Below are 20,019 nucleotides of genomic sequence, written 5' to 3'. Positions count from 1 at the left end.
TCCGTGGCTCCTGCCACACTCGGCGCATGCGGATCCTCGACGATGCCCTCGTGCTCAGCGCGAGCGACGTGACGCTCGGTGCGACGTGCGAGCTGGCTCTGTGCGACCTGCTCGACCGGCGGCTCGGACGCGCGCCCGCGCTTCCGGGCTCGGAGCCTGCCGACGCGGACGCGATGATGGCGCGCGCTGCCGTGCTCGGTGAGGCGCACGAGCAGCGTCAGCTCGAGCGGCTGCGCGCCGAGCACGGGGCGTTCGACGCGGCGACGGGGCGCGGGGTCGTCGAGCTGCCGGGCATGCCCGGGCGCACGGCCGCGGAGCTCACCGAGCGGCGCGAGGCGTCGTTCGGCGCGCTCGCCGGGGGCGCCGACGTCGTCTTCCAGGCGGAGATGTTCGACGGCACGTTCTCGGGCCGCGCCGACTTCCTCGTCGCGTCGCAGGACGGCTGGGTCGTCGTCGACACCAAGCTCGCCCGGCGCGCCAAGGTGACGGCCGTCCTCCAGCTCGCGGCGTACGCGCACGCGCTGCAGACGGCGGGCGTGCGCGTCGCGCCCGAGGCCGTGCTGCTGCTCGGCGACGGCACGGAGTCGCGGCACCGCGTCGACGACGTCATTCCCGTCTACCTGCGCCGCCGCGCACGCGTCGAGGCGCTGCTCGCGGAGCACCGCGCAAGCGGCATCGCCGTGACGTGGCAGTCGCCCGGCCTCACGCGCTGCGGCGCGTGCGACGTGTGCGAGGCGTGGGTCGCGCACGAGCGTGACCTGCTGCTCGTCGCGGGCCTGCGCACGACGCAGCGTGCGCGGCTCGTCGCGGCGGGCATCACGACGATCGACGAGCTCGCGGCGTCCGACGGCCCCGTGCCCGGGCTCGCCGCAGGCATGCTCACGACCTTGCGCGCGCAGGCGCGCCTCCAGGTGCAGCAGACCCCGCCCGACGGCCCGGGACCCCTCCTGCCCGACGGCCGGCCAGCCGTCGTCGCCGAGGTCTTCGACCCAGCCGTCCTCGCCCAGATGCCGCCGCGCTCCGCAGGAGACCTCTACTTCGACTTCGAGGGTGACCCGCTGTGGGTCGGCGACGAGCCCGACGACTGGGGCCTCGAGTACCTCTGGGGCATGGTCGCCGAGCCCGCCACCGACGGCGAGGCGCCGCCGTTCACCGCCCTGTGGGCGCACGACCGCGCAAGCGAGAAGAAGGTGCTGATCGACTTCCTCGAGCTCGTCACCGCGCGCCGCGCCCAGTACCCCGACATGCACGTCTACCACTACGCGCCGTACGAGCCCGCCGCGCTCAAGCGCCTCGCCGGCCGCCACGGCGTCGGCGAGGACATGCTCGACGACCTGCTGCGCGCGGGCGTGCTCGTCGACCTCTTCGCGACCGTCCGTGGCGCACTGCGCATCTCCCAGCCGTCGTACTCCATCAAGAAGCTCGAGCCGCTCTACACCCCCGAGGGCCGCGAGGGCGTGACGAACGCAGCCGACTCGATCGTCGAGTACGCCGAGGCCTGCGCGCTGCGCGAGGCCGGCCAGACCGAGGCCTACGAGCACCGCCTCGACGCGATCGCCGAGTACAACGCCGACGACTGCGTCTCCACCCGCGACCTGCGCCTATGGCTCGACGCGCGCGCCGCCGAGCACGGCGTCGTCCCCTCCGGCGGACAGGTCGCCGCGCACGAGGGCGCGGAGCCCGTCGAGCCGACGCCCGAGGCCCTCCACCTCGCCGAGATCGAGGCGACGCTCCTGCGCGCGGCGGGCGACGACACCGCGCACCGCACCCCGGACGAGCAGGCGCTCGCGATGCTCGCCGCGGGCCTGCGCTTCCACAAGCGCGAGGTCCGTCCCGCCTGGTGGGAGCACTTCGACCGGCTCCTCACGCCCGTCGACGAGTGGACGTCACGCTCCGTCGTGCGCCCCGGCTCCTACGACGGCGCGCCCGCCGTCATCGCAGAGCCCTGGATCCCGCCGGAGGGACGCAAGCGGACCTCGACGCGCCAGGTCGTGCTGCGTGCCGAGCTCGAGCCCGGCTCCGACGTCCGCCCCGGCACGTCGCTCTGGGCCGTCTACCCTCCCGGCGTCGATGACTCCTTCGGCACCGCGGGCGACGGCACCCTCACCTGGCACACCAAGGTGAGCGTCGACGACGTCGAGACGCACGGCGCGATCTCGACAATCACCGTCACGGAGACGACGAAGGCGAACGTCGAGGGCTGGTCGGAGAACCCGCTCGCGCTCGTCCCCGAGGTCGTCGACCTCGGCAAGCAGCCCGCAGCCGCGATCCTCCGCCTCGCCGAACGCGTCGTCGCCGGCCTCGGCTCCACGGGCGACGCCCCTGTCCTGCCGCGCCTCGCGGTGCTCGACCTCCTGCGGCGCGTCCCCCCGCGCCTGCGCGCGGGCGCTTCCTTCCCGACCGCCGCCGAGCGCGAGGTCAACCTCGTCGACGCCATCACGCGCACCGTCCTCGCGCTCGAAGACTCCCACCTCGCCGTCCAGGGCCCGCCCGGCACCGGCAAGACGTACACGGGGTCCCGCGTCGTCGCACGGCTCGTCGCCGAGGGATGGAAGGTCGGCGTCGTCGGCCAGTCGCACGCCGTCGTCGAGAACATGCTCGCCGGCATCGTCAAAGCCGGTGTCCCGCGCGAGGACGTCGGCAAGAAGAACGCGACCGGCGACTCGGACGAGCACCCGTGGACGCGCCTCACCGACTCCGCGTCAGCGTCCGTCGAGGCGTTCCTCGCCGACCACGAGGGACGCGGCTACGTCGTCGGCGGCACGCAGTGGACGTTCTGCGCCGAGAAGAACGTGCCCCACGGCGGCTACGACCTGCTCGTCGTCGACGAGGCCGGACAGTTCGCGCTCGCCGGGACGCTCGCCGTCGCGGGCGCCGCCCGCAACGTCATGCTGCTCGGCGACCCCCAGCAGCTGCCCCAGGTCACGCAGGGCACGCACCCCGAGCCGGTCGACACCTCCGCGCTCGGCTGGCTCATGGACGGGCACGCGACGCTGCCCGACCACCTCGGGTTCTTCCTCGCCGAGTCGTGGCGCATGCACCCGGCTGTGTGCGGGCCCGTCTCGCGACTCTCGTACGAACGGCGGCTGCACTCGCGTCCGGACGTGCCCGAGCACCGCTCGCTCGTCGGGACAGCGCCCGGCGTGCACCTCGTCGAGGTCGAGCACTCGGGGCGCGCGACCGCGAGCCCTGAGGAGGCCGCGGCCGTCGTCGACGTCGTCCGTGACGTCGTCGGGGCCGTGTGGATCCCCGGCAAGGACGACGACGGGCGGGCGGCCACCGACGCCGACGTCATCGTCGTCGCCGCGTACAACGCCCAGGTGCAGCTCGTCCGCGAGGCCCTCGACGCTGCGGGGTTCTCCGGGACGCGCGTGGGCACTGTCGACAGGTTCCAGGGCCAGGAGGCACCCGTCGCGGTCGTGTCGTTCGCGACGTCGAGCGCCGAGGAGGCCGCGCGCGGCATGACGTTCCTGCTCGACCGGCACCGCGTCAACGTCGCCGTCTCTCGCGCGCAGCATCACGCGGTGCTCGTGCGCTCGCCCCACCTCGTCGACCACCTGCCGACGTCGCCCGCGGCACTCGCCGACCTCGGCGCGTTCCTCGGCCTCACCGACCCGCTCTGACCTGGGCCCGCGCGGGGACGACCGCGTGCTCCTGACCTCGGGTTATTACCGTCACACGCCGTCCGAACCGGGACCTACGTCCGGCGCTCGGCGCGGGTTGCCCTGCTTACGGTGGGTCTGACACCCCGGCCCCCCTCCGGGACGTCGCCCGCGTCGGAGACGACGCCACGGACGCGCGCGGGCTCGGGTTGCCATCCCCTCGGCGACCCCGGCCCGCGCGCTTCCTCTGTCTCCTGCCCCGAGGCCGCAGGTCAGGCCCGGACGCGTCAGAGCCAGGGCGCGTGTGACAGGTGATGCCGGCAGCGCGCGACGTACGACTCCGCGCCCCCGACGAGCTCGTGCTGCGCGTCCTCGGCACGACCCGTCACGGCCGGCGCGACCTCGACCCGCTCGTGAAACGCCGCGTCCGCGCCGCACACCCCGCACACCGCGGTGAGGCGCGTGACGCGCTCCGCGAGCGCGCACAGGCTCGGCAGCGGCTCGAAGGGCCGCGCCTCGAACGTCACGTCAAGCCCCGCGACCAGGACGACGAGCCCCACACCCGCGAGCCGCTGCACGGTCCCGACGAGGTCAGGACCGAAGAACTGCGCCTCGTCGACGGCCAGCACGTCGAGCCCACCGGACGCGCTCACGTCACGCACGTGCCGCTCGAGCGCCTCGACGTCCGCCGCGACGGCCGCCTGCAGCGCGAGCCCCGAGTGCGACGACACCGAACCCGTCCCCCGGCGGTCGTCGACCGCATGGCTGACGACCTCGGTCGAGAGCCCCGCGAAGCGCGCGCGACGCACCCGCCGCAAGAGCTCTTCGGACTTGCCGGCGAACATCGGACCGCACACGACCTCGACGTGGCCAGGCTGCTGCGGGGCGCGCGGCCCCCTCGTCGTGCTCATACGGCCCATCCAAGCACCGCGGACACCTCAGCCACCGCCCGCCCCGCGGCTCTGTGCGCCACCCGCGAGTCTGGACCTGCGGGTAGCGCACAGAGCTGCGAGCAGTGCGCTGAGCCGCGGGTAGCCGAGCGAGTGCCGCGAACGGTCAGAGGTCGAGCATGCCCGCGTCCGCGTCGACCGCGGCGCCCGTCACCTGCCCGACGACCTCGAGCACGCCCGCGCCGAACTTCTCGAGCTTGCTCGCTCCCACTCCGCCGACGGAGCCGAGGTCGGTGAGGTTCGTCGGGCGACGCTGCGCGATCTCGCGGAGCGTCGCGTCGTGGAAGACGACGTAGGCGGGCACGCCGAGCTCCTTCGAGGTCGCGCCGCGCCACTCACGAAGCTCCTCGAAGAGCGCGGTCGCGGCCTCGTCGAGGCCCTCGGTCGCGGCGGCCGCGCGCGCCGCACGTCCGCCCGAGGCCCCGCGCCCACCGGCGTCCGCACGCCGCCCGGTCCGCGGCTCCTCGTGCCGCATGAGCACGGTCCGCTCCCCCGTGAGCACACCCGCCGACAGGGGCGTGAGCTCGAGCGTCGAGTAGCCGCGCGTGTCGACGCCGACGAGCCCCTGAGCGAGGAGCTGACGCACGACGCCGCGCCACTCGGCCTCGGACGTGTCCTCGCCGATCCCGTACGTCGAGAGCGTCGTGTGCCCGAGCTCGCGCACGCGTGGCGTCTCCTTGCCGCGCAGGATGTCGATGACGTGGCCCGCTCCGAAGTGCTGGCCGCGCTCGCGCTCGAGGCGCACGACCGTCGAGAGCAGCTTCTGGGACGCGACCGTGCCGTCCCACGTGCGCGGCGGCTCGAGGCACGTGTCGCAGTTGCCGCACGGCTCCGACCCCTGGCCGAAGTAGCCGAGGAGCTGGACGCGGCGGCAGCCGACGGTCTCGCACAGCGCGAGCATCGCGTCGAGGTGCGCGGAGAGCTGACGGCGGTGCGCCGCGTCGCCCTCGGAGGAGTCGATCATGCGGCGCTGCTGGACGACATCCGCCAAGCCGTACGCGAGCCACGCGGTGGCGGGCGCCCCGTCACGGCCCGCACGCCCCGTCTCCTGGTAGTAGCCCTCGACGGACTTCGGCAGGTCGAGGTGCGCGACGAAGCGGACGTCAGGCTTGTCGATGCCCATGCCGAACGCGATCGTCGCGACCATGACGAGCCCGTCCTCGCGCAGGAACCGCGACTGGTTGCTCGCCCGCACGGAGGCGTCGAGCCCCGCGTGGTACGGCAGCGCGGGGATGCCGCGCTCGACGAGGTGCGCCGCGGTCTGCTCGACGGACGCCCGCGAGAGGCAGTAGACGATGCCCGCCTCACCTGCGTGCTCGGACGTCAGCAGGTCGACCAGCTGGGCGCGCGGGTTGTCCTTGCCGACGATGCGGTAGCGGATGTTCGGCCGGTCGAAGCTCGCGACGAAGTGCCGGGCGCCCGTGAGCTCGAGGCGCTCGGCGATCTCGGTGCGGGTCGCGGACGTCGCGGTCGCGGTGAGCGCGATGCGCGGGACGTCCGGCCAGCGCTCGTGGAGCACGGACAGACGGAGGTAGTCGGGCCGGAAGTCGTGCCCCCACTGGGAGACGCAGTGGGCCTCGTCGATCGCGAAGAGTGCGATCCGCGCGCGGCCGAGCAGATCGAGCGTCGAGGGGACGCCGAGCCGTTCGGGCGCGAGGTAGAGGAGGTCGAGCGTGCCGTCGAGCAGGGAGCGCTCGACGTCGCGGCGCTCGTCGGATGTCTGCGTCGAGTTGAGGAAGCCTGCACGGACGCCGAGAGCCGCGAGCGCGTCGACCTGGTCCTGCATGAGCGCGATGAGCGGGGAGACGACGACGCCCACGCCGTCGCGCACGAGCGCCGGCACCTGGTAGCAGAGGGACTTGCCGCCGCCCGTGGGCATGAGGACGAGCGCGTCCTCGCCCTGCACGAGCGTGTCGATGATCTCCGCCTGGTCGCCCCGGAACGCGTCGTAGCCCCAGACGCGACGCAGGACGTCGAGGGGGCGGGGATCGGCAGGGGTGTTCGCTGTCACCTGAGCCACTGTAGGCGGGACGGCGGACACCGGCGGGTCGTGCACAGGGTGCCGCCGGGACCCAGCGGCACCCTGTGGATCGGTCAGGCCTTCGAGCCGCGCAGCCGGAGGTAGACGGTGATGAAGAGGACCGAGAGCACGATCGAGATGACCCAGCGGATCCAGTCGATCCCCGAGGTGTCCTTGACGCCGAGGAGCCCCGCGACCCAGTAGCCAGCGAGCGCCCCGAGCACGCCGAGGATGATGGTCCACAGGACACCGATCCCCTGGTCGCCCTTCATGAAGAGCCGTGCGAGGGCACCGATGACGGCGCCGAAGATGATGAGACCGATGAGCTCACCCATGGCGATTCTCCTTCCGTTCCCTGGTCGCGCCACGCGGTGCGACCGCTCTCAGCCTGCCACCGCGCGACGGGATGCGCATCACAGCCTGGGCGGGGAGGTGGGAGGTTCCGCATGCGGTTGGACGTGGCCCGACGTCGTGCGGGACCATGCCGGAGGACGGCATCGACGCCGCGGCGACAGGGGTGAGGCATGACGCAGGGGACGGGACCGGCACGGCGAGACCTGTGGGGCGAGCAGGGCCTGCGCCCCACCCCGGTGGCGCCCGCACCGGTCGCGCCCACCCCCGGGCAGGCAGTCGCGCCGTCGACGTCGTCGTCATCGGCTCCGCACACCGCCACCGGCACCGCGCAGGCACCTCCGCCCCCTGCGGATCCCGCCTCGCGCGGCGCCACAGGCCCCGACGCTCACCCAGCTTCTGCCCCTCCCGTCCCTCCCGACGACGAGAGCACGCGCATCGACGGCGACGTGCTCGACCGCGCCCGCGAGCACCGCGACCGCCCGCGCCGACGACGGCTCCGACTGCTCGGCGCGGGGGCTGCCCTCGCCCTGGTCGGCGGCGGAACGTGGGCCGCGCTCCGCGACGACCCCGCTCCCGGCCCACCGCCGCTACCCGCCCCGACGCTCGAGGCCGAGCAGCTCAGCTCGATCCTCGCGTCGCTCGAGCGCGCAAGCACGTCCGACGGTCTGGCGGTCCTCGGCGCCGCGACCGACACCCACGGCATCGACCCCCGCCGCGCGGACCTGCTGCAGCCCGCCGAGCCGGTCGACGTCACGCTGCGGTCTGCCGCCGTCCTGTGGTCCGCGAGCGCCGCCGACCTGCTCGGCACGATCGCGCAGGACGTCGGCGTGACGGACACGGAGCTCGATGCCGTCGCAGTCCTCCCGGCGCGTCCGTCCGCGACCGTCGCGAGCCCCTCCTCGACGACGGCCGTCGCCGTCGTCCGTCGCGGCACCCTCGACGAGGACCTGTGGCGCGACCTCCTCGACGAGGCCGGATCGAAGACTGCTCTCTCGCCCAGCAGCGCGCTCGTCGTCGGGGTCGACGTGACGTCGGGGACCGCGCGCTGGGTCCGCCCCCTGCACCTGTCCCAGGGCACCGCCTGCCAGTCGCTCGACGCCGGGACGTTCGTCGCGTGCGACTCCGCGGAAGTCACCGACGAGCTCAACGCCCTCTCGCGCGAGGTCGTCGTGCTCGAGGCCGCGACCGGCAAGGTCGACACGAGCGTCGAGATCTCGACGGGCTGCCCCCTCACGTCGATCGCCCAGCACGCAGGCGTCCTCTACTGGGCAGGACGTGAGGGCGACAGCGTCTGCGTCGGCTCCGGAACGTCGCTCATGGGAACGTGGATCAGTCCCGACGCCCCGGTGATCAGCGTGACGACCGACGGGCGGATCCTGTTCAGCACCGTCGCGCGGGCTCTCGTGCGCAGCGTCGACGGCACGTGGCGCGCGTTCGCCGGCACCGTCGAGCCGGGGCCCGACAGGACGGTCCTGCGGACGTTCGCCCGTGACGAGCTCACGGGCCTCAGCCCGCTCTCCCTGCGCGACGTGAGCGCGGACGGCACCTCGTTCGCGCCCCGGTTCGTCACGCTCGTCACCGCGGAGGACGGCACGACGATCAGCGCGCTGCCGGGCGCCGCGTGGCACCGCGACGACCTGCTCATGGGGAGCGGCGTCACGACGCCGGACTTCCTCGAGGGACGATCCGGGGTGGGCGACTGGATCGTCTCCGCGGACGGTGCCCGCGAGCGGCTCGTCCACGCGGGCGACGAGCGCTTCGCGGACGAGATCGCCCCGTGGGTCGTCGAGCGCGGGGTGGCCGGGGTCTCCGCGTCGCTCGACGAGACCGCACCGGTGCTCGTGGTCGACGCCTCGGGCCAGCCGGTCCCGCAGGAGGTCAGGGACTTGCTGCTCTCGCACCCGTACGGAGGTGGCCAGGTCGGCGCCGGCCAGGACACGGCGAAGGCCGAGCCGGTGCCGGGCGTCAAGGTTCCCGAGCGGCCGGAGAACGAGGAGATCATGGCCTGGAGCGAGAACGTCACGGTCGTCGGCGCCGACGGGACGAGCCGCACGACGACGGCCGTCGCCCTGCTCGCGGAGTCGACCAGCTCCCCGGTGACAGAGCGACCTTCGACGTGGCTCGCGACGGGCGGCGTCGTCGTCCTGCCGCTGGGGTCCGCGCTCGTCGGCATCGGCTGACGCACGCGGCACCGCATCAGCCCGCTCGCGGGCCCGGCCGTGGTGCCGCGCGGCTCAGCCGTCGAGCGCTGCGCGCAGCGTCGCGACGAGCTCGAGGTCGTCGGTCCATCCGCGCGCGCCCGGGTGCTGCACGGACGCTGTTGCGACTCGCGTCGCGACGGTGAGGACGGAGAGCGCGCCGACGAGCACGAGCCCCGCGTCCGCGGGCTCGCCGCCGTGCCCACCGCCGGGCAGTGCGAGCGACGTGCGCGGCAGGCGGGCGAGGCCCGCGAGCGCGGCGCCGTGGAGGACGTCGCCGGCGCCAAGGGTGTCGACGACGGTGTCGTCGTCGACCTGCTGGACCTCGACCCTGCCGCGCTTGCTGCGCCCGCATGCTCGGACGAGGACGTCGACGGGACCGGGACCGCTCGAGCGGGCCACGACCGCGGGGCCGAGGTCGGCAACACCCGCGAGGAGCGCGTCGACCTCGTCGTCGTCGAGGTCGCCCTGGGGGCCGTCCGGCAGGCGCAGGTCGGCGGAGAGGACGGCGACGTCGACGAGCGCGAGCAGGTCGCCCAGGCCCGGCTTCCACGAGCCCCCGTCGAGCAGGACGGGCACGCCCGCGGCACGCGCGGCCGCCGCCGCGCCGAGAGCGAGGTCGACGTGGTGGCCGTCGACGAGCACCGCGGCGGTGCCGTCGGGCAGGGTGACGTCCATGGGCGTCGGCGCCACCGCCGCGCGACCCGTGTCGTTCGTCGAGACGACGGCCCGCTCCCCCGTCGCCCGCGTGACGAGCACCGTCGAGACGGGCAGCGTCCACACGTCGTCGGCCGCGTCGAGCAGCGCGACGCCCTCCGCGCCCAGCTCGGCGCGCACCGCGGCCGCAGGGCCGCCGGCGCCGACTCGCGTGAGGAGCGTCGCGCGGCATCCGAGCCGCGCCGCGGTGATCGCCGCGTTGAGCGCGGGCCCGCCCGCAGCGACCGCGAGCGAGCGCGCCGTGACCTTCTCGTTCGGGCCCGGCACGCGGTCAACGACCTGCGTGACGTCGAGCGTCGCGAGGCCGCACGCGAGGACGGTCGGGGGCTGGGTCATGCCACCGGTCTACCAGAGGTGCACACTGCAGGAGTGACTCCGACCCGCTCCGGCCCCGGCCTCGCGCGGACGACGGCGACGCTCGGCGAGGTCGACGCGCTCGTCGCCGGTTGCTTCGCGTGCCCGCGGCTCGTCGCGTGGCGCGAGCAGGTCGCGCGCGAGAAGCGCGCGTCGTTCGCGGACCAGACGTACTGGGGTCGGGGCGTGCCGAGCTTCGGGGACGAGCGCGCGCGGACCGTCGTCGTCGGGCTCGCGCCCTCCGCCCACGGGGGCAACCGCACCGGGCGCATGTTCACGGGCGACCCATCGGGCGACGTGCTGGTCGCCGCGCTGCACCGCGCCGGGTACGCGAACCAGCCGACGTCGCGGTCCGCGGACGACGGGCTCGTCCTCACAGGTCTGCGGCTCGTCGCACCCGTGCACTGCGCGCCTCCCGACAACAAGCCGTCCCCCGACGAGCGGCGTGCGTGCGCTCCCTACCTCGCGCGCGAGCTCGAGCTCCTCGCCCCTACGCTCCGGCACGCCGTCGCTCTCGGCGCGTACGGATGGCAGGCGCTGCTCGCGACGCTCGGCGAGCAGGGCTGGCAGGTGCCGCGGCCCCGGCCGCGGTTCGCGCACGGTGCGAGCCTAGATCTCACGCACGACGACGGACGGAGCCTGCGCGTCCACGGCTGCTTCCACGTCTCCGCGCGCAACACGTACACGGGGCTGCTCACCCCGGAGATGATCGACGCCGTGCTCGTGGCGACCCTCGCGTGAGGGGTCAGCGGCGGTAGGTGACCGTCGTGACCTTCGACGCCACGGCCTTGTGCGTCGTCGTCTGCGGCGCGTAGACGCGGAAGGATGCACTGCCGACCTTCGACGACCTGGGGAGCGTCACCGTGACGCGACCCGTGCGGCTCGTCGTGTACGTCTTCACTGTCTTCCAGCTGCCGCCCGAGCGCTTCTGCAGCTTGACCTTGCGGGGCGCGACCGCCGACACGACGATCGCGTCCTTCTGCGTGCGACCGACGGTCTGCGAGCGCTTCGTGGCCCAGCCCGCGACCTTCGACGACGTGCGCGCGCAGCCGGACGCGAAGCGGATCGTGTTGAACGTGATGCCGTTGCGGACGACGGTGCCCGAGCCGACGTGCGTGAAGCGCGTGGCGAGGACCTTGTCGCGGTGGCCCGACGAGGCCAGGTAGCTCGAGACGATCTTCGCCGCCGACGGGGCGGGCGTCGCCCACAGTACGATCTCCGCGTAGCGGCCCGTGCAGCCCGCGTCGCGCGCGTCCTTCTTCATCGTCGCGAGCGACTGGTGCTTGAGCCGCTTGCCCTTCGCGACGGTCGTCGACCGCTTCGCGAGGTAGGACGACCAGCCGCGCGCGTCCGTGCGCAGCGCCGGCAGCTCGAGCAGCGACGGCAGACCGTCCTTCGCCCGCGCCGCGTTGACCTGCGCGACGACCGACCTCTCGAACGACACCGGCCTGGCCCCGTCCTTCACGACGGCCATCGCGCTCGGCGCGGCGACGAGCGGGAGGACGAGCGCCGTCGCGAGAGCGACGACGAGTGAACGGCGGCGGGGCGTGGAACGCATGTCACCAGCATCGGCAGTGCGTCCCTGCAACTTCAATCCTCGGACGCGAGACCTTCGACACGCGGTGACGCTTCTCGGACACGGCGGGCGATCGCTACTGTTCACTCATGACGCGCCTTCCCGCCGAGACCATCCCGCCCGGCTTCGAGGACTTCGTCCCAGGCTTTCCCGGGGAGTCCGACTTCGAGTCGATCCAGACGACCGCCGTCGGGATCTCGGCCGCGGTCGGGATCTTCTGGGTCATCTTCATCGGCGTCGCCGCCTGGGGCATCTATGTCGTGGTGAAGAACTACCGGCTCGCGAAGAGCCGCGGCTACGACCCCGTCACCATGGAGACCGACATGGCGACGCGACTCATGGACTCCCAGATCATGCAGCCCGCCGCACCCACGGCAGCCGCGTCGGGCGCCGCTCCAGCAACCGTCGAGGAGCGCCTTGTCGAGATCGACGGGCTCCACGAGCGCGGCGTCATCTCGGCCGAGGAGCGCGCCGCGGCGCGCGCCAAGATTCTCGGGAGCTGAGCGCCAACCCGGACGTCCGACGACCGTTGCGCCGCACGTCACCCGCTGCGATGCTGGGCACGACACGGCATTGGTGCCGGTCAGACTCGGGGAGCGCACATGGCCAAGGGAACGAGCTCGTCCGCGCCTGGCAACCGTCGCGCCCTCACGGGCCCGAGGCTCTTCCCGATCCTCGCAGCCCTGAGCATCGCGGCGGCCGTCACCGGCTGCTCCCCCGACGAGCCGAAGGACCTCACAGGACTGACGGTCGACGACCGCGCAAGGGGACAGGGTCAGCCCGACGCGCTCATGGCGGGACAGCTCGTCGAGATCGACGGATGCGTGTACCTCGACGACGCGCTGGGAGCACGCTGGATCATCTCCTTCCCCCGGGGCTCCGTGGAACGGACGCCCACCGGGATCCGGGTCAAGGGCACGGATCACGAGTTCGGCGACGACTTCTCCGTCACCGGCCAGACGTTCCCGACGCGCGACGGGTCGACCGCCCCCACGTCGTGCGAGACCGAGAACGTCTGGATGGCCTTTCCCTAGCCGGCACGGCCTCCCAGGAACAGCGAAGGCCCCGTCCTCATGGACGGGGCCTTCCGCATCGGTGGCAGCTGAGGGATTCGAACCCCCGTAGCATGACGCGGCTGATTTACAGTGGGCCTGCCGCTGTTGCGTCGAGAGCGCCTAGTTCTGGAACCGCGTGATTCTGCGGTTCTTGATCGCGGTGACGGAGCGTGGAGAGCGTCTGGGCGTGTGATCACTCGGAGAGTGTGACAACACGGTGACAACGTCAGCGCCGGCCACGCCTGCGCTTCAATCCGGGCCCCGAGACGCGAGTGGGGGCACCATCGCGAGTCGCCTTCCACCGATTACCAGCTGAGTCTGCGAACGTCAGCGCCTCGAAGCCCTCACAGTTGAGCGGGAGCGCCCCATCCCACTCATCGCCGGGTCGAAGTACACGATGCACGAGCACCCCCGTCTCGGATTCGCCCGCGGGAGTTTGGAACGGCGCCTCCACTCTCAGGTCTGTAATCGCCTCAGCGGTTCCATTTGTGACAACCACTGACTCCATCCACGGGGTCCCCGGACCCCTAGTCTCGATACGCACTCCCGCGCCACGCAGGTCGGCCGCACGGATCTCCTCGATCCTGCCCGCCTTATTGGCGAGGAACATCGCAAAGGCGCTCACGACGATCGCCCCGAGACCGCCGAACCATTCCCCTGCCGTGCCCCATTCGATACGGCCGATCAACTCTTCGATCCACTTCATGCTCGGATGCTGCCACGACACGCTTCATCGGCGATCAGAACCTCAAGCCATGGACAACTAGATCCCGCGGTTGAAGTCTGCGATCGCCTCATCCACGCGTCGAAGAACGAGCTCCTCGAGCTTGTCCTGCCCCCAATCCGCGGCCGGACCCCAGTGCGGATACGGCGGCTGGTTGTAGCGCCTGCCGAGGGAGTCCATGCCGCTGAACCCGTACTCCAGGCGCCTCGCCTGCGCCGCGTTCGTGTGCACGTACCCGACGGGGATCACGCCCTCATAGCCGGTCGTCGCCTGGATGCTTCGCCGGTAGTCACCCGTGCGGACGTTCGGGCCGTCCGGGTCCTGCGTCGTCACGTGCGGCGCCGAACGCTTGTCGCGAGTCGAGCCGTGCGTGTACGTGGACGCGCCGGCGCGGACCTTCGTCTGGATGAGCGCCGTCGTGTCGCGCACTGCCTTCGCGATGTCGACGTCGTACGCGGCTGCCATGCGCATGAGGTCTTCGGAGAGCTCGGCGAGGTTGTGGTCGATGCGCATTGGGTCTCCTAGGCGGCGTCGGCCATGGCTCGCTGGTAGCGGGCCTTGCGAATGGCGGTGATCTTCGAACCCTTGATGACCTCGCGTCGGAGGTAGTCAACGGACTCTGCGGACGCCTCGTCGGGGAACCAGTCCGCGATCTCCTGCGCGGTCCATCCTTCGTCCGTCATGCGACGCACTAGCTCGATGAAGTCAGGAGTGAACTTCCCGTTGCGCGTCGGCGCACGGCGTGGCTGAGCGTTCGGGTCGAACAGCGTGAGCCCCGCGACGTCTTCTCTCGTGAGCTCCTCGACCGGGATGGAGTCCCAGGGCATCTCGGTGGAAGTTGTCTCGCTGTGGTCGGTCGAACCTCGACCGACATACTTCTTGACAAGTCTCGCGGCGACGGGGGGTGGCAACACGTTGTCGCCGAAGAACTCCGCGATCTGCCCCGCCTCCCAGCCGGCGTCTAGTCGCATCCGGAGCAGGAGGAGAACGAAGTCTCCAGTCGGCCGTGGGAGCGGCACAGTGGTGACTGCGGCGGTGGGCACACGCACGGTCAGGCCTTCAACGTCCGCTGGCGTCAGCTCCGCGATCGGCGTCGTCGCCCACACCGGCAGCGGATTCGGAGAACGCTCGAGGCCCTGACGTGCACGCCACTCCTCGCGCTCCGCGACCGTCATCCCGCCAGCGATCCCGGCAACCTCGACCTTGCGCAGGTACTCCAGGCACTGAACCATCACCGGGCACTCAAGGCAGATCTCGACAGCGCGTGCAGCGTCACGGTCACTGAGGTCATCTCCCGTGAAGTCGATGTCAGCCGTTGCGCACGGCGGTTTCCCGTTGTGCCCGATCACGTGCTGCCCGCCTCTCCCCGTCGCTTGCGACGGATCATGGCGGGCAGCATGTGAGCCGTCGTCAGAGTCGCGGACCGCTGGTCTGCGCGGTCATCGCCGTCATGTAGAGGAGCGTCACCTCGGTGTTGTTCCACGTGTCGCCCTCGAAGATCTCGTGGATGTCGTCGTCCGAGAGGACGGGGTCGACGGACGCGGCCTTGACGAGCGCGGGCGCGAACGTCTCCTCGTGGTACGGGGCCTTCGCCTTCTCGTCCTCGAGGGTGGCGCGCACGTTCGCGTGGTCCTCGTCGGTGGGCGGGTGAGCGGCGTAGAGCTTTCGCATCGTGGTTCGGCCGATAGATCGGAAGACGAACGTCTGCGACGACTCGTTGAGCCGCTCGAGGGCCTTCTCTGCGGTGTCCTGCAGGTCGCCGATCGTCTTCTCGTCCTCCGCCAGGACGGTCGCTGCGATCCTCGCCCTGCCCTCGGGGTCGTCGCGCATCACGCCGGCACGAGCCGCTGCCTGGTCGACCCGTGCGGGGTACGTGGCCAGGAGGTGCTCCGCGACGCTGTCGAGCGCCTGACGGGCCTCGAGGAACGTCGTCTCGTGCGCGGAGTCCATGGGGATGGTCACGGACGTGGTGCGTGCTGTCTTGGTGATCATTGCTGCTCCTGGAGAGGTTGTGCTGGTAACTGGCGGTGGATGGTCGGTGGCTGAGGGGTAGCCGCCCGTCATGCGGCGTTGTGCCACGCATCGTCGAGGCCGGGGTCCCTCATGGCCTACCTCCTGTCCATGCGGCACGTCTTCGCGCCCGCATCTGACGAGCGAAATCGTCGGGCGACGCGACCTGCAGGTTCACGTTCTCGACTGTCATGGGGTATCCGACGGTCTGTGACTCGGTCACTCGGATGACCTGGGGCTGCGCGTGCGAGAACCGCGGCGCGGGAATGCCGCCGTTGGCGAAGCCGCCAAGGAACCTCTGCATCTCCTTCTGCACGCCGCCAACGCCCGTCGTACGAGCGAGAGCGTTCATGCGGTGGATCCAGTCCGCGCCCATCGCCCGCGTGAACTCGGGCCGCATGATCGCTTCCCCACCGCTGACGCCGATGAACCCGATGTCCCGACCCGGCGTGTACCCCGGGTAGATGCCACCCGTCGCATACCCGGGGATCATCGGGAACCCCGCCTTCTGCGGCGCCGGCGCCCAGGGCACACCTGCGTCCTTGAACCCCTCCGTGAACGCGAGGCCCATCACCCGCCCAACCTCGCGCATCGTCGCCGGATCCGAACCCAGCTTGTCCGCGAGCTCCTTCAAGGAGTCCACCGACCCCTCGAGAAGACCCGCCTTCAGCCCGAGATTGAACTCTTCCGCCGTCAGCTGGCCACCGAAGTGCAGCCGAGCAGCGTTGGCCTTCGCCATCCACTCGATGTCCTTCGTGTAGCCGTCCATCGTCTCCTGGAAGGCGTTCGTCTCACCGATGAGGCTCTTGTCGCCCAAGAGGGCCTTGCGGGCATCCGCCGAACCCTCCGGGCCCTTGAGAAGCAACTCCTGGAACGTCGTGCCGTTAAGTCCCTGCTCGGCGAGCTTGATCATGTCCGCACGGAATGTCTCAGCGGTCTTCTGCTGCTCCTTGAGCTGCTTGCGGTACTGAGCCACCGGGTCACGTCGCGCTTCCACGTCGGCGAGGCTCTTCGCGGCCTCCTCTGCGCGCTTGCGCGCAGCCGTCACCGCGTCCTCAGCGGCGGCGATCGACGAACCCTTGACGTCCTTGCGGCCGCGAGTCTCAGCGAGCTGTTGCTCTTCGCGACGCACGTTCTTCGTCGCCTCCGCGACCGCCTCACGAGCCTTCGTGACGTCGTCCTTCGTCGACAGGTTGAGCTTGAACGTGCCGACACCGGTCGCACCTGAGAACGCGCTCGCGGCAGCGTTCGCCTGCTCCTGAATCGCCTTGACGACAGGGTCCGTCGTCGAGGTGAAGTTGAGGGCCTCGCGCCTCGCCCGCGAATACGCGTCAGCGACACCGTTCGTCGCCTCCTCACGCAACTTCGCAGCCGCGACGGCATCGTCGTACACGGTGAGGATCTTCGCGAGCTCCGCCCGAGCCTCCGCGTTCGCGTCCTCGTCCTTCCACGACCCGTCGAACAGCATCTGCAACGCGGACTTGTCCTTGGTGAGGCCCTTTGTTGCGTCGGGCATCCCTTCGAGCACCTTGCGCACACGCTCAGCAGCCTCGGCATCACCGATCCGCGCGGATGCCAGATCCTCCACCGCTCCACCCATGTCGCGGTAGAACTCGAGGAGGTTCGTTCCGTTCTTGAGCTGCACCTCCTCGATCGCGGCAACGGCGCTCTTCCGGCTCGCCTCTTCATCGAGAAGCCGCCCGGTCCGGTCGAGTTCATCGGCAAGCGCACCGATCGCGTCCTTGTGCGATCGTGCTTCCTCTGCAGCCGCGGCTTGCTTGCTTGAGTACGCCGACAGCGCCATGGTCACGCCCATGACCGCGATGCCGACAGGGCCACCGAACGCACCCATTAGCGCTGTCTTGACTCCCTTGGCGCTGCTCTTCATAGCGTCGAGACCTAGACGCATCGTCGACGCTTGCCGGCCTGCGGAATGCATGGCGACGCGGCTCGTGTCGAGGCCACGCACGAAGCCCGTGAAGACCGCCTGCGAACGTGGGCCGAGTTCGAGGTTGAGGGCCTTGTTCGCGACCGCGAGCGCGGCGAGCGCAAGCGCCGCATCGCGGAGCGGCTTCGGAAGGCCGTTGAACTGGTCCGCGAGCCACTTCACGACCTTGAGAACATCGGTGCCAGCGTTCACGAGCGACAGCAGCGACGGCACAAGCGACTTCATCAGTTCGCTCGACGCCTGCGTGAACGCGGACCGCGCCGCGTCCATCGTCGCGGTGATCCCGCCCGACTCCTTGAGAGCCTTCGACAGCCCCTCATACGCGGGCGTGAACCCGTTGATGCCGTCAGTGCCCTTCGCGAGCCCGTCGATCAGCCAGTCGATCGCCTGGTTCGAGTCGATGAGTCCCGCTGAGACGTCCTTCTGGAAGTCCATGACGGTCTTCCCGGCCTTGTTCGCCAGGACCGCCATCGCCGGCACCCCACGTTCCGCGAGCTGCAGAATCTCCTCCGTCTGGAGCCTGCCCTTCGCGGAGATCTGCCCGAGGACGGTCGCCATGCCGTCGATCTCCTGGATGCCCTTGCCGGCGCCGATGGCGGTGTCGGTGAGGGTCCGCATGATCGGGATGACACGTTCGGCATCGACGCCGAAGGAGATGAGGTTCTGCGCGCTCGAGGTGAGGTCCTTGAACGAAAACGGGGTCTCCTTCGCGAACGCGTACACGTCGGCAAGGAACGTCTTCGCCTTGTCCGCGCTGCCGAGCATCGTGGCGAACGCCAGCTGGGACTTCTGCTGGAAGTCCTGGAAGCCGAGACCTGCCTTGCCGATCGCGAGGGCGAGCCCTCCGATGCCGGCGGCGCCGACGAGCTTGCCGATGCTGCCGGTGACCTTCGTGAAGGAGCCGGTGGCGACGTCGCCCATCTCCTGGGCGCGGCGCTGCATGCGTGTCATCGCTTCGCCGGACTTGCCGAACGATTCTGTGACCTTGAAGCCGGCGCGTTGCGCTTCGATGCCGAGTTCGCGGAGTGCCCGCTGGGCGGCGATCGAGTCGCCGGCGATGCGGATCTGGAGTGATCTGCCGTTCATGGCTTCTCCTGTCTGCCGGTGGCCGGCGACTCGATCGGGTGGGTCAGATGTTCTGGAAGAACGTGCCCGGGTGGGTGTGCTTGCCGCCGTTGGCGACGTCGATGAGAAGCTCCGTCGACATGTGCGGCGACGTCTGCGGCACCGACACGTACTGGTCACTGACCCTCTCGATCCACGTGACGTCGCGGATGAGAGCCTGGACTTCCTCACCAATCTCGGTGAGGCGTGACGTGATCTCTCGGACCTCAGCGAGAAGCTGGGCCTCACGCTCTCGGTAGTCCGAGGCGAGGTCCGCGTGCGCAGTCGCAAGAGCCGCCTTGAGCGTGCTGTCGGCCTCGGTGACGACGATCTCCGCGTGCCGAATCTCGCCCTCTGTGGGCGTCGCGGACGGCTCGGCCGGTTGGACGCTGCCGACGGGGAGCTTGGCGACCGCGTCACGCCAGGCTGCGTGCCGTCCCTTCGCGTACTCATGGATGCCGGTCTTGATCTGGTACTCGGCGCGGCGGAGGGCGTCGATGGCGTCCTTGACCTCGGGGTGACCGTCCATCACGGTCGTCGGGGAGAAGTGGAGCGCGATGGGCTGACGCACGTTGTGGTACTGCATGTGGCTGGTGATCATGTGTCCGCTCCTCAGCGGTAGGTGGGGTTGGGTTCTAGCGGTTGGTCAGCGTCCGGTGCGCTTCTCAGCGGCCGTACGCGTGGATGCCCGGTTGGCGGCAGCCTGATCGCTGAGGGTCGTGCCGTAGCGTGCGCGGACCATCTCCGCAGCGGCTTCCTTCGCTGCGTTCCGACCCGACGACTGCCGGCCGGGGATCGCGGAGGCCTCAGCGAAGACGCCAGGGACCTCAGTGCGGAGGCTCGCAACGGCACGCTGGATCTCCTCGTCCGTCGCACCCACCGGTGCCTCGACGACGGCCGCGAGACGGTCGACGATCACCGGAGACACTCCCTCACGGGAGAGAAGACGCTCAACCCGGGCGAGGTGCCGGTCTCGTGCGGCCTCGGCCCGGAGCTGGTCGATCTCGTTCATGCTGCTGCCTTCCCGGACGCGAGAGCGTCCACCTGGTCTGCGTCGGTGACGTAGTTCTTGCCTCGCCATGCGGCACGGAGCGTGCCGTGGAGGATGCGACGGCGCACTGCGCGTGGCGTGATGTCGAGCCTGCGTGCGGCGCCCGCGACGCTGTACGTCCGCGCGAATGCCTCGGTGGTGTCGAGGTCCGGGTCGAGGGCGTGAAGGATCTGATCGCGGAGGTCCGTCGGGAGTGCGACCCCGTAGGCGGGGTGCGTGTGCTGACGGATGGATGCGCGGATGGCGTGGTCGCCGGCGCGGATGGCGAGCGCGAGGATCGGCGCCCACGTGGTGGGGACGGCGATGGTGGTGGCGGGCTCGTTCATGGGTGCATAGTTCCCAGTGGGGTGTCACAG

At 71.0% G+C, this 20,019-nt stretch carries 18 protein-coding genes; 5 read left to right on the top strand and 13 right to left on the bottom strand.

Going from position 1 to position 20,019, the window contains the following annotated elements:
- Positions 1-26: 26 nt before the first annotated feature.
- Positions 27-3,623 (top strand): TM0106 family RecB-like putative nuclease, encoded by a 3,597-nt coding sequence (locus G7063_RS02820; protein WP_166412997.1) that lies wholly within the window; start codon positions 27-29, stop codon positions 3,621-3,623.
- Between the two features lie 266 nt (positions 3,624-3,889).
- Here the strand turns inward: G7063_RS02820 and G7063_RS02815 are convergent, their stop codons facing one another.
- The 3 genes from G7063_RS02815 to G7063_RS02805 form a co-directional block, all read right to left on the bottom strand.
- Entirely contained in the window at positions 3,890-4,513 is a 624-nt protein-coding gene (locus G7063_RS02815; RefSeq protein WP_166412996.1) for a thymidine kinase, read from the bottom strand.
- 145 nt (positions 4,514-4,658) lie between these two features.
- Complete coding sequence (gene recQ, locus G7063_RS02810; RefSeq protein WP_370520731.1) at positions 4,659-6,572, bottom strand: DNA helicase RecQ; 1,914 nt, start codon at positions 6,570-6,572, stop codon at positions 4,659-4,661.
- 74 nt (positions 6,573-6,646) lie between these two features.
- Positions 6,647-6,907, bottom strand: a complete 261-nt coding sequence (locus G7063_RS02805; RefSeq protein ID WP_166412995.1) for a GlsB/YeaQ/YmgE family stress response membrane protein — start codon at positions 6,905-6,907, stop codon at positions 6,647-6,649.
- 189 nt (positions 6,908-7,096) lie between these two features.
- On the opposite strand from G7063_RS02805, the gene G7063_RS02800 reads away from it, so the two are divergent.
- Complete coding sequence (locus G7063_RS02800) at positions 7,097-9,106, top strand: hypothetical protein (RefSeq protein WP_166412994.1); 2,010 nt, start codon at positions 7,097-7,099, stop codon at positions 9,104-9,106.
- Positions 9,107-9,160: 54 nt separating this feature from the next.
- Here the strand turns inward: G7063_RS02800 and G7063_RS02795 are convergent, their stop codons facing one another.
- Positions 9,161-10,177, bottom strand: coding sequence for a PfkB family carbohydrate kinase (locus G7063_RS02795; RefSeq protein WP_166412993.1), 1,017 nt, complete (start codon positions 10,175-10,177; stop codon positions 9,161-9,163).
- Positions 10,178-10,210: 33 nt separating this feature from the next.
- On the opposite strand from G7063_RS02795, the gene G7063_RS02790 reads away from it, so the two are divergent.
- On the top strand, positions 10,211-10,936 hold the full coding sequence (locus tag G7063_RS02790) for a uracil-DNA glycosylase (protein WP_166412992.1): 726 nt from the start codon (positions 10,211-10,213) through the stop codon (positions 10,934-10,936).
- A 4-nt stretch (positions 10,937-10,940) separates the two neighbouring features.
- Here the strand turns inward: G7063_RS02790 and G7063_RS02785 are convergent, their stop codons facing one another.
- Positions 10,941-11,753 carry a CAP domain-containing protein gene (locus G7063_RS02785; RefSeq protein ID WP_166412991.1) on the bottom strand — a complete coding sequence of 271 codons (813 nt, stop codon included), beginning with the start codon at positions 11,751-11,753 and terminating at the stop codon, positions 10,941-10,943.
- A 107-nt stretch (positions 11,754-11,860) separates the two neighbouring features.
- On the opposite strand from G7063_RS02785, the gene G7063_RS02780 reads away from it, so the two are divergent.
- Both G7063_RS02780 and G7063_RS02775 read left to right on the top strand, forming a co-directional pair.
- On the top strand, positions 11,861-12,274 hold the full coding sequence (locus G7063_RS02780; RefSeq protein ID WP_166412990.1) for a hypothetical protein: 414 nt from the start codon (positions 11,861-11,863) through the stop codon (positions 12,272-12,274).
- 99 nt (positions 12,275-12,373) lie between these two features.
- Entirely contained in the window at positions 12,374-12,805 is a 432-nt protein-coding gene (locus G7063_RS02775; protein ID WP_166412989.1) for a hypothetical protein, read from the top strand.
- 247 nt (positions 12,806-13,052) lie between these two features.
- Here the strand turns inward: G7063_RS02775 and G7063_RS02770 are convergent, their stop codons facing one another.
- From G7063_RS02770 to G7063_RS02740, 8 genes are all read right to left on the bottom strand, one after another.
- A complete protein-coding gene (locus G7063_RS02770; protein ID WP_166412988.1) occupies positions 13,053-13,532 on the bottom strand; it encodes a hypothetical protein in 480 nt (159 codons plus the stop codon).
- Between the two features lie 57 nt (positions 13,533-13,589).
- The gene (locus tag G7063_RS02765; protein WP_166412987.1) at positions 13,590-14,063 is read right to left on the bottom strand and encodes an HK97 gp10 family phage protein; all 474 of its coding nucleotides are present in this window, start codon (positions 14,061-14,063) and stop codon (positions 13,590-13,592) included.
- Positions 14,064-14,071: 8 nt separating this feature from the next.
- Entirely contained in the window at positions 14,072-14,899 is an 828-nt protein-coding gene (locus G7063_RS02760; RefSeq protein ID WP_166412986.1) for a WhiB family transcriptional regulator, read from the bottom strand.
- A 61-nt stretch (positions 14,900-14,960) separates the two neighbouring features.
- Positions 14,961-15,542, bottom strand: a complete 582-nt coding sequence (locus tag G7063_RS02755; protein ID WP_166412985.1) for a hypothetical protein — start codon at positions 15,540-15,542, stop codon at positions 14,961-14,963.
- A 109-nt stretch (positions 15,543-15,651) separates the two neighbouring features.
- Complete coding sequence (locus G7063_RS02750; RefSeq protein WP_255454249.1) at positions 15,652-18,429, bottom strand: tape measure protein; 2,778 nt, start codon at positions 18,427-18,429, stop codon at positions 15,652-15,654.
- A 208-nt stretch (positions 18,430-18,637) separates the two neighbouring features.
- Positions 18,638-19,213: a hypothetical protein gene (locus G7063_RS15200; RefSeq protein WP_240916166.1), complete on the bottom strand. Its 576-nt coding sequence runs from the start codon at positions 19,211-19,213 to the stop codon at positions 18,638-18,640.
- 45 nt (positions 19,214-19,258) lie between these two features.
- Entirely contained in the window at positions 19,259-19,624 is a 366-nt protein-coding gene (locus G7063_RS02745; protein ID WP_166412983.1) for a hypothetical protein, read from the bottom strand.
- Positions 19,621-19,989 carry a hypothetical protein gene (locus tag G7063_RS02740; RefSeq protein ID WP_166412982.1) on the bottom strand — a complete coding sequence of 123 codons (369 nt, stop codon included), beginning with the start codon at positions 19,987-19,989 and terminating at the stop codon, positions 19,621-19,623. Before G7063_RS02740 ends, G7063_RS02745 begins: the two co-directional genes overlap by 4 nt.
- Positions 19,990-20,019 lie beyond the last annotated feature (30 nt).

It is taken from the genome of Sanguibacter sp. HDW7, assembly GCF_011300875.1.
Classification (GTDB): domain Bacteria; phylum Actinomycetota; class Actinomycetes; order Actinomycetales; family Cellulomonadaceae; genus Flavimobilis.
The sequence above is the reverse complement of the archived record's forward strand: the minus strand, read 5'-3'. Positions and strand labels throughout refer to the sequence as shown.